The sequence below is a fragment of the Streptomyces sp. 351MFTsu5.1 genome, from assembly GCF_000383655.1.
Lineage (GTDB): Bacteria > Actinomycetota > Actinomycetes > Streptomycetales > Streptomycetaceae > Streptomyces > Streptomyces griseorubiginosus.
Genome location: NZ_KB911780.1, coordinates 253043 through 267168, shown reverse-complemented (window position 1 = coordinate 267168; position 14126 = coordinate 253043). Strand labels below are relative to the sequence as shown.

The 14126-nt window shown below is 71.4% G+C and carries 12 protein-coding genes; 5 read left to right on the top strand and 7 right to left on the bottom strand.

The window, feature by feature from the left end; translation table 11 throughout:
- From H295_RS0115645 to leuA, 5 genes are all read right to left on the bottom strand, one after another.
- A complete protein-coding gene (locus tag H295_RS0115645; protein ID WP_020136273.1) occupies window positions 1–663 on the bottom strand; it encodes a response regulator in 663 nt (220 codons plus the stop codon).
- Window positions 660–1952 carry a sensor histidine kinase gene (locus H295_RS0115640; protein ID WP_043217514.1) on the bottom strand — a complete coding sequence of 431 codons (1293 nt, stop codon included), beginning with the start codon at window positions 1950–1952 and terminating at the stop codon, window positions 660–662. Before H295_RS0115640 ends, H295_RS0115645 begins: the two co-directional genes overlap by 4 nt.
- Window positions 1949–4021 (bottom strand): MMPL family transporter, encoded by a 2073-nt coding sequence (locus H295_RS0115635; protein ID WP_020136271.1) that lies wholly within the window; start codon window positions 4019–4021, stop codon window positions 1949–1951. The genes H295_RS0115640 and H295_RS0115635 overlap by 4 nt, the downstream gene beginning before the upstream one ends.
- 137 nt (window positions 4022–4158) lie before the next feature.
- Window positions 4159–4854 (bottom strand): TerB family tellurite resistance protein, encoded by a 696-nt coding sequence (locus tag H295_RS0115630; protein ID WP_020136270.1) that lies wholly within the window; start codon window positions 4852–4854, stop codon window positions 4159–4161.
- 185 nt (window positions 4855–5039) lie between these two features.
- Window positions 5040–6761 (bottom strand): 2-isopropylmalate synthase, encoded by a 1722-nt coding sequence (gene leuA, locus H295_RS0115625; protein ID WP_020136269.1) that lies wholly within the window; start codon window positions 6759–6761, stop codon window positions 5040–5042.
- 303 nt (window positions 6762–7064) lie between these two features.
- On the opposite strand from leuA, the gene H295_RS0115620 reads away from it, so the two are divergent.
- From H295_RS0115620 to H295_RS0115605, 4 genes are read left to right on the top strand one after another with little or no spacing between them, the layout of a single operon-like run.
- Window positions 7065–8135, top strand: a complete 1071-nt coding sequence (locus tag H295_RS0115620) for a M4 family metallopeptidase (protein ID WP_020136268.1) — start codon at window positions 7065–7067, stop codon at window positions 8133–8135.
- 44 nt (window positions 8136–8179) lie between these two features.
- A complete protein-coding gene (locus H295_RS0115615; protein WP_028809397.1) occupies window positions 8180–8446 on the top strand; it encodes a protealysin inhibitor emfourin in 267 nt (88 codons plus the stop codon).
- A 46-nt stretch (window positions 8447–8492) separates the two neighbouring features.
- Window positions 8493–9827 (top strand): GH1 family beta-glucosidase, encoded by a 1335-nt coding sequence (locus H295_RS0115610; RefSeq protein ID WP_199788591.1) that lies wholly within the window; start codon window positions 8493–8495, stop codon window positions 9825–9827.
- Window positions 9824–11062: an MFS transporter gene (locus tag H295_RS0115605; RefSeq protein ID WP_028809396.1), complete on the top strand. Its 1239-nt coding sequence runs from the start codon at window positions 9824–9826 to the stop codon at window positions 11060–11062. The genes H295_RS0115610 and H295_RS0115605 overlap by 4 nt, the downstream gene beginning before the upstream one ends.
- Window positions 11063–11158: 96 nt before the next feature.
- On the opposite strand, the gene H295_RS0115600 is transcribed toward H295_RS0115605, so the two are convergent.
- On the bottom strand, window positions 11159–12013 hold the full coding sequence (locus H295_RS0115600) for an NAD-dependent epimerase/dehydratase family protein (protein ID WP_020136264.1): 855 nt from the start codon (window positions 12011–12013) through the stop codon (window positions 11159–11161).
- Between the two features lie 118 nt (window positions 12014–12131).
- On the opposite strand from H295_RS0115600, the gene H295_RS0115595 reads away from it, so the two are divergent.
- Window positions 12132–12986 carry a helix-turn-helix transcriptional regulator gene (locus H295_RS0115595; protein ID WP_020136263.1) on the top strand — a complete coding sequence of 285 codons (855 nt, stop codon included), beginning with the start codon at window positions 12132–12134 and terminating at the stop codon, window positions 12984–12986.
- Between the two features lie 32 nt (window positions 12987–13018).
- Here H295_RS0115595 and era read toward each other — a convergent pair whose 3' ends face one another.
- Window positions 13019–13978: a GTPase Era gene (era, locus tag H295_RS0115590; RefSeq protein ID WP_020136262.1), complete on the bottom strand. Its 960-nt coding sequence runs from the start codon at window positions 13976–13978 to the stop codon at window positions 13019–13021.
- Window positions 13979–14126: the final 148 nt, after the last annotated feature.

Sequence of the window (14126 nt, the reverse complement as noted above, 5' to 3'; positions counted from 1 at the left end):
TCACCCCGTCCGAGGCGTCACCATCCCCGACTCGTAGGCCACGATGACCAGTTGGGCCCGGTCCCGGGCGCCCAGCTTGCCCATGATCCGGCTGACGTGTGTCTTCGCGGTGAGGGGGCTGAGGCCCAACGCCTCGGCGATCTCGGTGTTGTTGAGGCCCCGCGCGACCAGGGCCAGCACTTCGCGCTCCCGGTCGGAGAGGCACTCCGGACCGCCCGTCACGACCGGTGAGGGGGTGCGCAGGAACCGCTCGATCAGACGGGCCGTCGGCCCCGGCGAGAGCAGCGCCTCCCCGGCGGCCACCGTCCTGATCGCGTCGAGGAGTTCGGCCGGCCGGGTGTCCTTCACCAGGAATCCCGAGGCGCCCGCCCGCAGCGCCTCGACGATGTTCTCGTCGGTGTCGTAGGTGGTCAGGACGAGCACCCGCACTCCGGCGAGCGTCTCGTCGGCGGCGATGAGCCGGGTCGCCTCGATGCCGTCCAGGTCGGGCATGCGGATGTCCATCACCACCAGGTCGGGCCGGACCTCGCGGGCCGCGCCCACGGCTTCCCGCCCGCCGGCCGCCTCCCCCACGACCTCCATGTCCCGGGCCGACGCGACGAGCATGGCGAACGCGGCCCGCACCAGGGTCTGGTCGTCGGCGAGCAGCACGCGGATGGTCATACGGTTCCCTCCCCCAGGGTGAACGGCAGCGCCGCCGTCACCTCGAAGCCGCCGTCCGGCCGTGGTCCGGCGTCGAGTGTGCCACCCACGCTGCGGGCCCGCTCCCGCATGCCGAGCAGTCCGAAACCGGGGGTGCCGCCGGGGACGGGCCCGGTGCCGTCGTCGGCCACCGACACGCGTAGGGCGCCGGGTTCGTCGTACAGCCGCAGCCGTACGGCGGGCCGGGGACCCGCGTGCCGGACCGCGTTGGTGAGGGCCTCCTGGACGATCCGGTAGGCGGCGGCGCCGACGGCGGGCGGCGGGTCGGCGCGGACGCGCAGGTCCTGCTCGACGCGGGCGCCGGCGAGCCGGGCGGCGGCGACGAGGTCGGGCAGGCCGTCGAGGCCGGGCAGCGGGCCGCGGGCGTCGGGCAGTCCGGGCTCGCGCAGCACCTCCAGGGTGGTGCGGAGTTCACCGCGCGCGGTGCGGCAGGTCTCGGTGATGTCGTCGAGGGCCTTGGCGACGGTCTTCCGGTCGAGGCGCTCGGGGTCGGCGGCCAGGACGTGGGCGGCGACGGAGGTCTGCACGCCGATCAGGGTGATGCTGTGGGCGAGCAGGTCGTGCAGGTCGCGGGCGATGCGCAGGCGTTCCTCGGCGACCCGGCGGCGGGCCTCCTCCTCTCGGGTGCGTTCGGCGCGGACGGCCCGTTCGACGATGGAGGCCACGTACTGGCGGTAGTAGCGCACGTCGATGCCGCAGAACAGGACGGCGATGATCCAGCCGGAGGTCCCCAGCAGTTCGAGGGCCCGGTGGGGGTTGACGGTGAGCATCACGCTCAGCGAGACGCTCAGCACGGCGGCGCCCGTCAGGACGGTCCGAAGGGGGCGGCCGGTGACGGCGACCGTGTAGAGGGCGACGTAGGCGACGAGGGTGGGGGCCGCGTGGTTGTTGTCGAGGGCGTGGTACGGCGCGATCAGCGTCACGATCGCGGCCAGCACGAGCAGCGGACGGCGGCGGCGCCACACGAGCGGCACGTGGGCGGCGAGCAGCAGCGTCCAGCCGAGGGCGTCCGGGCGGCGGCCGTCGTCGATGAACAGGCCGGCACCGACGGCCGCCGCCGCCAGTACGACGGCGAGCAGCGTGTCGTTGCGGGTGCCGTGCGGGGCGGTCCGCGGGTCGCGGTTGACGGCCGCCATGATCCGTTCGCCCAGCCGGGGCCTCGTGGTCTCCTGCACGGTGTCATCTTCCGGGACTTCGGGGCGGAGGGCGCCCTTCCGGGAGGGAAGGGCGCCCAGGGGTGACCTAGTCACACGCGTTCCGGCTGGGGTTCGTTGCGGACCGGCGGCTCGGGCGCCCGGGACAGCGGGCCCGGCCACCACACCTTGCGCCGCAGCGCGACGGCCGCGCTGGTGACCAGGTAGGTCCGCACCAGGAAGGTGTCGAGGAGGACGCCCACCGCGATCACGAAGCCCAGCTCGACGAGTTGGACCAGCGGCATGTTGGTGAGCACCGCGAAGGTGGCCGCGAGGACGAGTCCGGCGGAGGCGATGACCCCGCCCGTGGTCCGCAGCGCGGTGAGCGCGGCGGTGACCGGTTCGGCGCCGGCCAGGGACTCCTCGCGCATCCGGTGCATCAGGAAGATGCCGTAGTCGACGCCCAGGGCGACCAGGAACACGAAGGACAGCAGCCCGAGCCCGGGGTCGGTGCCCTCGAAGCCGAACAGCGGCCCGAAGACCAGCCCGCCGATGCCGAGGGCTGCGCCCCACACGGCGACCACGGCGGCCACCAGAATCAGCGGCGCGACGAGGGACCGCAGCAGGGCGATCAGGATCAGCAGCACGGAGACGAGGACGATCGGCACGACGATCTTCCGGTCGCGGCTGTTGGTGTCCTTCAGGTCGAGCTGCTCGGCGCTGGGCCCGCCGACGTAGGAGCCGTCGAGCCGGTCCCGCAGGGCCTTGATGGTCGCGGTCTCCCCGGCGGACTCGGGGGCGTTCACGGCGGTGACGGAGATCTCGGTCCAGCCGTCCCCGGTACGTCCCTTCTGCGCGCTGTCGACGCCCCGGGTGCCGCGGATCGCGGCGAGGGTGGCGTCGGCGCGGTCGGCCGGGGTGATGACGGCGATGGGCTGCGTGCCCTGCTCCGGGTAGGCCGCGGCGAGCGTCCGCATGGCGGCGACGGCGTCGGGCCTGGTGGTGAACGAGTCCTCCTGCTTGAGGCTGCCGGGCAGGTTCAGCACGCCCAGCGCGAGCGCCCCGAGCAGCACGGCCCCGCCGGCCAGCACGGTGAGCGGCCGCCGCCCGGCGGAGCTGCCCATCGCGGCGAACAGCGACCGGCGGGCCTTGGGGGTGCTGCCGTAGCGGGGCACCAGGGGCCAGAAGACCCGGCGGCCGAGCAGCACGAGGACCGCGGGCAGCAGCGTCATCATCGCGGCAAGGGCGACCAGCACCCCGACCGTGCCCAACGGGCCCATTCCGCGGCTGCTGTTGAGGTCGGCGGCGAGCAGGCACAGCAGTCCCGCGGCGACGGTCCCGGAGGAGGCGAGCACGGCGGGCCCGCAGCCCTTGAGCGCGGCGACCATGGCGTCGTACGGCCGCTCGATGCGCCGTAGCTCCTCCCGGTACCGGGAGACGAGCAGCAGCGCGTAGTCGGTGCCGGCGCCGAACACGAGGATGGTCATGATGCCGGCGCTCTGGCCGGTGACGGAGGTCCCGAACCCCTGGTTGAGCCCGTAGGCCACGCCTTGCGCCAGGTACTCCGACATGCCCGCGACACCGAGCGGCACCAGCCACAGCAGCGGGCTGCGGTAGATGAGGATCAGCAGCAGGGCGACGACCCCGGCGGTGGTGTAGAGCAGCGGCCCGCCGAGCGAGTCGTAGACCTCGCCGGCGTCGGTGGCGAGGGCTCCTTCCCCGCCGACGTCGACGCCGAGCCCGTCCTCGCCCTTCGCGACGCTCCGCACCTCGTTGACGAGCCGGTCGCGGGCCTTCTCGTCGCTGCCCGGCTCGGTGCTGGCGACGGGGTACATCACGGTGGTCCCGTCCTTGGACGGAATGCCCCGCGGCTCGGCGGTGAGCGTGTGCGCGTCGGCGATCCGCCCGATCTGCCGGGCGGCGGTGGCCCGGTCGGCGGCCGTCAGCCCGCCGTCCCGGTGGTAGACGACGACCATCTCGGTGGCCTCGCCCCCGGGCAGCCGCTCCTGGACCTTCGCGACCTGCGTCGAGTCGGCGCTCGCCGGCAGGTAGTCCACGGCCCGGTCCCGCTGCACATCGGCGAGCTTGGCGGCGAACGGCGACACGGCCACCATGATGACGATCCACAGCCCCAGCACCAGCCAGGGCACGGCCCGCCGCCGCGCACTCTTCTCTACGGCCCCCATCAACGGGCCTCCTTCCGGTCGGACGTCTGAGTCGCTTCCAGACTTCCGCCGCAAAGGGGCGTGTTCGTCGGACGGGAGGGCGAGTTGGCGGCTACTGCCCGGGGAGACCCGGGAGGCCGACTACTCCCCGGGGAGTATCAGGACGGGGTCCTCGCCGCTGCCAGCAGTCTCGTGACGTCGTCCGCGCAGATCGTCAGTGCCGTGCCGATCGTCGAGAGGGCGTCGCGTTCCGCCGGGGTGTAGGGGCCGTCCGCCAGGGCGATGCGGGCCGCCTGGAGGAGGATCGATTCGCGGCCCGCCGGGGCGAGGTGCGGGGCGAGGGGGTCCAGGGCCTCGTGGAGCTCTATGGCGAGGCCCGCTCCGCAGGGGCGGTCGTAGACGCCGCCGGTGTCCTCGGCGAGGGCCTCGACCAGGGTCTCCAGCTGGTCCTCCGTGCAGTCCTCGAAGCCGGCCGCGCGGACCGTGCCGGCCGCGGCCTCGAGCGAGCTGCGGGAGCAGGTGCCGCCCGCCGTGAGGACCCCGAGGGCGACGGTGTGGACGGCGTCGCGGAGCATCGCCGAGAAGCGGGTCGTGGTGGGGTGGTCGAGGACGTCCGTGCCGAAGTGGTCCCGGCAGGCCGCGCATTCCACCACCGGGCCGGTGTCGCCGCGCGGCAGGACCGGGACGCCCAGCAGCGTCAGGCGGCGGCGGCCCGAGAGGCGCTGGTAGTTGCGGTCCCCTCCGCACCCGGGGCAGAAGAACTCGCCGTCTCCGACGGTCGTCCACGCGGTACGGGTGCCCAGGAGGCGCGCAGGCCTGTCGGCATGGCCGTTTCGTCCCCGTCCAGGCAGCACGTCAGCACCTCCGTAACGCCGCGGCAACATCGCCGCGCTTGCGTGATGTTAGCCACATGAGGGAGGCGGCGTCAGCACCTCGGACGATACCTGCTCGTGACCTCCACGCGCCGATGGCCGATAAACAACGGGGCCTTGATCGCCGTATACAGCGATCAAGGCCCCAAAACCCCCGGTCAGGCGGATTATCGAGCGGCTCGGTTGACGGCCGAGACGACCGCCTTGAGCGACGCACGCGTCGTGTTCGCGTCGATGCCGATTCCCCACAGAACCTTGCCGTCGATCGCGCATTCGATGTAGGAGGCGGCCTGCGCGGAGGCGCCCTCGCTCATCGTGTGCTCCTGGTAGTCCAGGAGCCGGGCGTCGATGCCGACCTTCGCCAGCGCGTCGAAGAAGGCGGAGATCGGACCGTTGCCGGAGCCGGTCAGGACGGTGTCGACGCCGTCGACCGTGGCCTCCACCTTCAGCGTGTCCACGCCGTCGGTGTCCGTGGTCGACTGGCCGTTCCTGACCTGGATACGGCCCCAGGGGTTCCCGGGGTTCGGCAGGTACTCGTCCTGGAAGACCGCCCAGATGTCCGAGCCGGTGACCTCGCCGCCCTCGGCGTCCGTCTTCGCCTGGATGATCTTCGAGAACTCGATCTGCATCCGGCGCGGCAGGTCCAGCTTGTGGTCGTTCTTCAGGACGTACGCGATCCCGCCCTTGCCGGACTGCGAGTTGACCCGGATCACGGCCTCGTAGGAGCGGCCGACGTCCTTCGGGTCGATCGGCAGGTAGGGCACCGCCCACTCGATGTCGTCGACGGTGACGCCCTTGGCGGCCGCGTCGGCCTCCATCGCGTCGAAGCCCTTCTTGATGGCGTCCTGGTGGGAGCCGGAGAAGGACGTGTAGACCAGGTCGCCCACGTACGGGTGGCGCGGGTGGACCTCCATCTGGTTGCAGTACTCCCACGTGCGACGGATCTCGTCGATGTCGGAGAAGTCGATCTGCGGGTCGACGCCCTGCGAGAACAGGTTCATGCCCAGGGTGACCAGGTCGACGTTGCCGGTGCGCTCGCCCTGTCCGAACAGACAGCCCTCGACGCGGTCGGCGCCGGCCATCAGGGCCAGCTCGGCGGCGGCGACGGCGGTGCCGCGGTCGTTGTGCGGGTGGATCGAGATGCACACGTACTCGCGGCGGGACAGGTTGCGGTGCATCCACTCGAAGCGGTCCGCGTGCGTGGACGGGGTCGAACGCTCCACCGTGGCGGGCAGGTTGAGGATGATCTCGCGGCCCGGGCCCGGCTGGTAGACGTCCATCACCGCCTCGCAGACCTCCAGCGCGAAGTCCAGCTCGGTGTCGGTGAAGATCTCCGGGGAGTACTGGTAGCCGAACTCGGTCTCCGGGCCCAGCAGCTTCTCCGCGTACTCCATGACCAGGCGGGTGCCGTCGACGGCGATCTGCTTGATGTCGTCCTTGGAGCCCCGGAAGACGACCCGGCGGAAGACCGGCGCGGTGGCGTTGTACAGGTGGACGGTGGCCCGCTTGGCGCCCTTCAGGGACTCCACGGTCCGCTCGATCAGGTCCTCGCGGGCCTGGGTCAGTACGGAGATCGTCACGTCGTCCGGGATCACGCCCGGCTCCTCGATGATCGACCGTACGAAGTCGAAGTCCGTCTGGCCCGACGCCGGGAAGCCGACCTCGATCTCCTTGTAGCCCATCTTGACCAGCTGGTCGAACATCCGGCGCTTGCGCTCGGGCGACATCGGATCGATCAGGGACTGGTTGCCGTCGCGCAGGTCGGTGGAGAGCCAGCGGGGGGCGACGGTGATCCGGTTGTCCGGCCAGGTGCGGTCCGGGATGTCGACCTGCTCGTACCGGCCGTACTTGTGGATCGGCATGGAACTGGGCTGCTGGCGGTTCGCCATGATTGCGGGGCTCCTAGGGATGTCCGGAAAGGACGGCCGACACGCAACACGAAGCTCCGCGGGGAGGGAGTCGACCTGGACTACAGGCCCTCGCCGCGGCAGCTAAGAAGAAGCAGCCCGAAACGCATGATGCGAGCCACTCTAGCCGAGCCGATCCGGATGGGCGGTTCCGTATCAGTATGCGGGACCCACAGCCGACCCGGTAGCACAGAGCGACTGACGACGGGCCTCCGTATCCCTACATTTCACCAATCATGGTTGCACCTAGTGACAAGCACATAACGCAGTGCAAGGGTGCCGGACATGACGACCAACGGGGGCTTCGAGCCCGTCTTCTGCACCGTCGTACCGCCACACGTCCTGGACAAACTGGCCCGTAACGACGACCCCGCACTCTCCGGTCCCGCGCAGCAGACGTTGATGCGCGACAGCGAACTGCGCGGCCGGCGCCGCGTGACCACCGAGTTCGGCCTCGCGGCCGCACCGACGGCGAAGGCCCCGTCGGACCAGCCGCTGCGGACGATCTACGACGCCGGCCACGGCAGCGCCCTGCCCGGCACCGAGGTCCGCGCCGAGGGCTCCGAACCCGGCCAGGACGCCACCGTCAACCGCGCCTACGCCGGTCTCGGCGCCACCTTCGACCTCTACCTGAAGGCGTACGCCCGCCACTCCATCGACGGCGACGGCCTCCCGCTCGACGCGACCGTGCACTTCGACGAGAACTACAACAACGCCTTCTGGAACGGCGAGCAGATGGTGTTCGGCGACGGCGACGGCGAGATCTTCCTCGACTTCACCCTCCCGATCGACGTCATCGGCCACGAACTCACCCACGGCGTCACCCAGTACACGGCGAACCTCACGTACTACGGCCAGTCGGGCGCCCTCAACGAGTCGATGTCCGACGTCTTCGGCTCGCTCATCAAGCAGTACACGCTCGGCCAGACCGCCGCCGAGGCCGACTGGCTGATCGGCGCCGGGCTCCTCGCCCCCAGTGTCACCGGCAAGGCCCTGCGGTCCATGAAGGAGCCGGGCACCGCGTACGACGACGACGTGCTCGGCAAGGACCCGCAGCCCGCGACGATGGACGACTACGTCCGCACCGGCCGCGACAACGGCGGCGTGCACATCAACTCCGGCATCCCCAACCACGCCTTCTACCTGGTCGCGAACGCCCTCGGCGGCCACGCCTGGGAGCGCGCGGGCCAGATCTGGTACGACGTCCTGACCGGCGGGGAGCTCTCCGACCGCGCCCTGTTCAACGACTTCGCGGGGCTCACCGTCAAGGCCGCCCGCGAGCGCTTCGGCGACGGCGGCGAGGAACTCCAGGCCGTGTCGAAGGCCTGGGAGCAGGTCGGGGTGCGGATCCTGTGAGTCCGTGCGCGACATAGCGCGGCATCCGTACTAGACAGGGACCCATGCGTATTCACGTGAGGCGCACGGGCGGGTTCGCGGGCATCGAGCGGCACAAGGAGGTCGACACCTCCGGGCGGCCCGATGCCCACGAGTGGCAGGCCCTTGCCGAGAAGGCACTCGCCGCCGGCCGCGACACCCGCCCGGTCGGCGTCCCGGACGGCTTCAGCTACGAGATCACCGTGGACGGCAGGACGGTGTACGCGGCCGATCCCCGGCTGACGGAGGAGCAGCGCGAACTGATCTCGAAGGTGCTCAAAGAAGGCGCCTAACTGGCAGTTCCCGCTTGCCCGTTGACTTCCCTACCCGCCAGTACCCATGATCCGGCGCATGGCGACTGAAGAGCATGCGATCCCCCGGTTCCCCGACGGCTTCCTGTGGGGCGTCTCGACCTCGGCCCACCAGATCGAGGGCGCGACGGACGAGCGCGAGCGGTCCGTGTGGGACACGTTCACGGCCGAACCGGGCCGGGTGAAGGACGGCTCGACGGCGGAGGTGGCCTGCGACCACTACCACCGCTACCGCGAGGACGTCTCCCTGCTGGCGGGGCTGGGCGTGGACGCGTACCGCTTCTCGGTCTCCTGGCCGCGGGTGCGCACGGACAAGGGCCTCGACTTCTACGACCGTCTCGTGGACGAACTGGTCGCGGCGGGCGTACGTCCGGTCCCGACCCTCTTCCACTGGGACCTGCCGGTGGCGCTGGAGGAGAGGGGCGGCTGGCTGGAGCGGGACACCGCGTCCCGGTTCGCCGAGTACGTGTCCCTCGTGGCCGACCGTCTCGGCGACCGCGTCGACCGGTGGATCACCCTCAACGAGCCCGCCGAGCACACCCTGTTCGGGCACGCGATCGGCGCCCACGCCCCCGGCAAGCAGCTGATGTTCGACGCGCTGCCCGTGGCCCACCACCAGCTCCTGGGCCACGGCCTGGCCGTGCAGGCGCTGCGCGCGGCCGGTGCGACGGACATCGGGATCGCCAACTCGCACGGACCGACCTGGGCGGCCTCCCGGGACCAGCCCGACGTGGAGGCGGCGGACTTCTACGACCTGCTGCTGAACCGGCTGTTCGCGGAGCCGCTCCTGCTGGGCGAATACCCGTCCGGGCTGGGCGACTTGATGCCGGGTGACGTGGCGGCGGACCTCAAGGTCATCTCCGAGCCGCTCGACTTCTACGGCGTCAACTACTACGCCCCGACCCGCGTGGGCGCCCCGAAGGGCGAGGACGTCGAGTTCGGCGGACTGACCATCCCCGCCGAACTCCCCTTCTCCGTCGAGCAGATCGAGGGCGTCCCGGTCACGGACTTCGGCTGGCCGGTGGTCCCGGAGGGCCTCACCGAACTCCTCACGACCTTCCACGAGCGCTACGGCGACCGCCTGCCACCCGTCGTCGTCACCGAGAACGGCTGCTCCTACGAGGGCGTCGACGACCAGGACCGGATCGCCTACCTGGACAGCCACGTCCGCGCCCTGCACAAGGCGGTCGAGGCGGGGGTGGACGTGCGCGGGTACTTCGTGTGGTCGCTGCTGGACAACTTCGAGTGGGCCGAGGGGTACGCGCGCAGGTTCGGCCTGGTGCACGTCGACTTCGAGACGCTCGCGAGGACCCCGAAGGCGTCGTACGGCTGGTACCGGGACCTGCTCCGGGCCCAGAGGTGAGCCAAGCCCTCGCGGAGCCGGTGGAGCGGGTCGGCAAGGGCTGGACGGCCTCCCTCTCGCTCGCCAACGTGGCGATCTGGGTGGGCTGGTACGGCCCGCTCCAGATCCTGCTGGCCCGCCAGGCGGAGGACTTCGCGCCCGGCACCGGCATGTCGAAGGAGACGCTGCTGGCCTGGGTGACGGGGGTGGGCGCGGTGGTGTCGCTGGCGGCGAACCCGCTGTTCGGCGCCCTGTCCGACCGCACCGCGTCCCGCTGGGGCCGCCGCAGCCCCTGGATCGTGGCCGGGGCCGCGGGCGGCGCGCTGTCGTTGCTGCTGCTCGCGGGCGCGCACGGGCTCTGGCTCATGGCGTTCGCCTGGTGCCTGGTCCAGCTGACCCTGAACGCGGCCTTCGCGGCGGTCACGGCGGCGGTGCCGGACCGGGTGCCGCGCCTCCAGCGGGGCGTGGTGGGCGGCTGGATCGGGGCGGCCCAGATCCTTGGCGCGGTCGTCGGCACGGGCCTCGCGACGGCGGCCGGCGGGATCGCGGCGGGCTATGCGGCGTGCGCGGTGTTCACGGTCGCGGGGGTGCTGCCGTACGTGCTGCGCCACCGGGACCTGAGACTGCCGGCCGCGGACCGGCCGCCCTGGTCCTGGAGGGCGTTCGTGCGCGGCTTCTGGCTGAGTCCGCGCCGCCACCCCGACTTCGCGTGGGCCTGGCTGACCCGCTTCCTGATCAACCTCAGCAACGCGCTGGTGATCCTCTACCTCCTCTACTACCTGCGGGACCAGCTCCACCACCACGACCCCGAGCAGGGTGTCCTGATCCTCACCGCGGTGGACAGCGTGGCGCTGCTGGCCACGGTCGTGGTGGGCGGCATCTGGTCCGACCGCGTGGGCCGCCGCAAGCCGTTCGTGCGCTGGTCCGGCGTGCTGATGGCGGTGGCCACGGGGCTGTTGGCCGTCTGGCAGACCTGGCCCGGCGCGATCGTCGTGGCGGCCCTGCTCGGGGTCGGGCTGGGGGTGTTCATGTCGGTCGACTTCGCCCTGATGACGGACGTCCTCCCGACGGCCCTGGACCGCGGAAAGGACCTGGGCATCATCAACGTGGCGAACTCCCTGCCGCAGGTCGCGGCCCCGGCCTTGGCAGCACCGATCGTGACGCACCTAGGGGGGTACAGGGTCCTGTACTGGGTGGCGGCGGTGGTGGGCTTGGCGGGGGCGGTGCTGGTGGACCGTATAAGGAGCGTCGACTAGAGGCTTTTAGGGGCGCGGGGCTGTATCGATGTGCGGCTCCGCCGCGTGGGCGCGACCAGCCCCCACCGGACCGGCAGACGACAACCGGCCCATACTTCACAGCGCCCCCGCCTCCCGCGCCGCATAAACAGACGGATACACCGGCCGATACCCCAGCTCCCGCCGAATCCGCTCCGTCGACATGATCACCAGCCACGGATCCGGATCCACCCGCTCGTACAACTCCCCCGGAATCTCCGCCCCGTTGAGCTGGTGCAACTCGACCGCCGTCACAGGAGCGTCGTCGGCGATGTTGTAGACCCGTCCCGAGATCCCCGGCGTGTGAAGAACCCGCAGCAGCCCCTGTGCCACATCCGCATGGTGCCCCATGTGCAACCGCTGCGCCGAGGACCAGTTCTTCGCCCACATCAGGGACTGCGCGAGATGCGGATCCCCCTCGCCGTAGACGAACGGCAGCCGCGCGATCCGCACGTCGAGCCCCTCCATCGCCAGCAGCGACCGCTCGGCCTCCGCCTTGGACGCGGGGTAGGCGCCCCACATGGACCCGCCGGGCCGGCTCTCGTCGTCCTCGGTGACCGGCCGGCCCCGTCCGGTGCCGTACACCAGACCGGTGCTGACCTGCACGAACCGCTCGACACCCGCGGCCGCCGCGGCACGGCCCAGTTCCACCGCCGCGTCCCGGTTGACGGCCCACGCCTCCTCGTCGGGTACGCCCCGGAAGGCCGCGGCGACGTTCACGACCGCGTCGACGCCGGCGACGGCCTTGCCGAGCGCGTCGGCGTCCCGCAGATCCCCTGTGACGACCTCGGCGCCGAGTTCGGCGAAGGGCTCACCGCGCGAGGCGTCCCGTACCAGGACGCGCACGCGCTCCCCCGGCCGGGACTGGGCCAGCAGCCTCGGGACGAAGCGCCGGCCGACCTGTCCCGTCGTACCTGTCACCAATGTCAGCATGTTCTGCTCCTCTCGTCCGGACCAGCGTGGAACGGCCGGGCGCGTACCGGGAGAGACCTCTCGATCGGGGGATCGGCAGTCCCTGGATAAGCCGGGCGCGGTGGCGCAGGCTGGAGGGGTGAACCGAGCCGAACTCGCCGACTTCCTGCGCCGTGGCCGCGCCCGCCTGGACCCCTCCGACGTGGGCCTCACGGCCGGGGCGCGCCGCCGTACGCCGGGGCTGCGGCGCGAGGAGGTGGCGCAGCTGGCGGGGATGTCGGTGGACTACTACACGCGGCTGGAGCAGTCACGTGGGCCGCGGCCGTCCCGTCAGATGCTGACGGCGCTGGCCCGGGCGCTGCGTCTGACCGACGTGGAGCGGGACCATCTGTTCCACCTGGCCGGGGAGGAGCCGCCGCGCCGGGAGACGGCGTCGGGGCATGTCCGGCCGGGGCTGCTGCTGATCCTGGACCGGCTGCACGACACCCCGGCGCAGGTGGTGAACGACTGCGGGGAGGTGCTGGCGCAGAACGCGATGGCCAAGGCGATGGTGGGCGACGTGATGTCCCGCCCGCGTCGCGACCGCAATCTGACCCGCCGGTTCTTCCTGGACCCGACCGCCCGCTCGCTCTTCCCCGAGGAGGACGTGGCGGGCCACGCGCGCGCCCATGTCGCGACCTTGCGGGCGGTGGCCGCGGCCCGCCCGGACGATCCGGAACCGACCGCGCTGGTGGCCGAACTCCGGGCGTCCAGCGCGGAGTTCGCCCGCCTCTGGGACGCGCACGAGGTGTCCCAGCGCAACCGGGCCACGAAGCGGTTCCTGCATCCGGTGGTGGGCCTGCTCGAACTCGACTGCGAGGTGATGCTCAGCCACGAGCACCACCACCTCCTGGTCGTCCACACGGCCCGCCCGGGAACGGAGTCGTACGAACGCCTCCAGCTGCTCAGGGTGCTGGGCCTCCAGGACCTGTCCCCGCAGGAAACGGCCTACTAGGCCCTGTCTCCCCGGTCGCGGGGGGACGGGGCCTAGAACCCCAGCTTCCGCAGCTGCCGAGGATCCCGCTGCCAGTCCTTCGCGACCTTCACGTGCAGGTCCAGGAAGACCGGTGTGCCGAGGAGGGCCTCGATCTGCTTGCGGCTCTTGATGCCGACCTCCTTCAGGCGCTTGCCCTTGGGGCCGATGATGATGCCCTTCTGGCTGGGGCGCTCGATGTAGACGAAGGCGTGGATGTCGAGCAGGGGCTTGTCGGCGGGGCGGTCCTCGCGGGGGAGCATCTCCTCGACGACCACCGCGATGGAGTGCGGGAGCTCGTCCCGGACGCCCTCCAGCGCGGCCTCCCGGATCAGCTCGGCGATCATGACCTGCTCGGGCTCGTCCGTGAGGTCGCCCTCGGGGTAGAGCGCGGGGCCCTCCGGCAGCAGCGGGACGATCAGGTCGGCCAGCAGGCCCACCTGCTTGTCGGCGACCGCCGAGACCGGCACGATCTCCGCCCACTCGAAGCCCAGCTCCTTGCCCAGCTGGTCGATCGCGATGAGCTGCTCGGCGAGGGCCTTGGAGTCGACGAGGTCGGTCTTGGTGACGATCGCGATCTTCGGCGTCTTCTTGATCGACGCCAGCTCCTTCGCGATGAAGCGGTCACCGGGACCGAGCTTCTCGTTCGCCGGCAGGCAGAAACCGATCACGTCGACCTCGGCCCAGGTGGTGCGGACGACGTCGTTGAGCCGCTCGCCCAGCAGCGTGCGCGGCTTGTGGAGCCCGGGGGTGTCGACCAGGATCAGCTGGGCGTCCTCCCGGTGCACGATCCCCCGTACCGTGTGCCGCGTGGTCTGCGGCTGGTTCGCGGTGATCGCGACCTTCTGGCCGACCAGAGCGTTCGTGAGGGTGGACTTGCCCGCGTTGGGGCGACCCACGAAGCAGGCGAAGCCGGCACGGTGGGGGGCCTCCGACGACGCCGGCGGCTCGGATGACTGACTGCGAACGCTCATGCGCCCCATTCTCCCTGATCCACAGAGCCCCGCCGTACAGACGCCCGACCGTCCGCCTCCCCGTGAGCTTCCAGAAACCTCCACGCAACGAAACATCGCGGAAACACCGGCGTGCCCGGCCGGAAACGCAGGCCGGTGAACCTCTGAC

Bases quoted from the DNA above. Each gene is read 5' to 3' on its own strand.
- H295_RS0115610 (WP_199788591.1), top strand. From the start codon at position 8,493: ATGATCCGGCGCATGGCGACTGAAGAGCATGCGATCCCCCGGTTCCCC.
- H295_RS0115615 (WP_028809397.1), top strand. From the start codon at position 8,180: ATGCGTATTCACGTGAGGCGCACGGGCGGGTTCGCGGGCATCGAGCGG.
- H295_RS0115635 (WP_020136271.1), bottom strand. From the start codon at position 4,021: ATGGGGGCCGTAGAGAAGAGTGCGCGGCGGCGGGCCGTGCCCTGGCTG.
- H295_RS0115620 (WP_020136268.1), top strand. From the start codon at position 7,065: ATGACGACCAACGGGGGCTTCGAGCCCGTCTTCTGCACCGTCGTACCG.
- H295_RS0115600 (WP_020136264.1), bottom strand. From the start codon at position 12,013: ATGCTGACATTGGTGACAGGTACGACGGGACAGGTCGGCCGGCGCTTC.
- era (WP_020136262.1), bottom strand. From the start codon at position 13,978: ATGAGCGTTCGCAGTCAGTCATCCGAGCCGCCGGCGTCGTCGGAGGCC.
- H295_RS0115645 (WP_020136273.1), bottom strand. From the start codon at position 663: ATGACCATCCGCGTGCTGCTCGCCGACGACCAGACCCTGGTGCGGGCC.
- leuA (WP_020136269.1), bottom strand. From the start codon at position 6,761: ATGGCGAACCGCCAGCAGCCCAGTTCCATGCCGATCCACAAGTACGGC.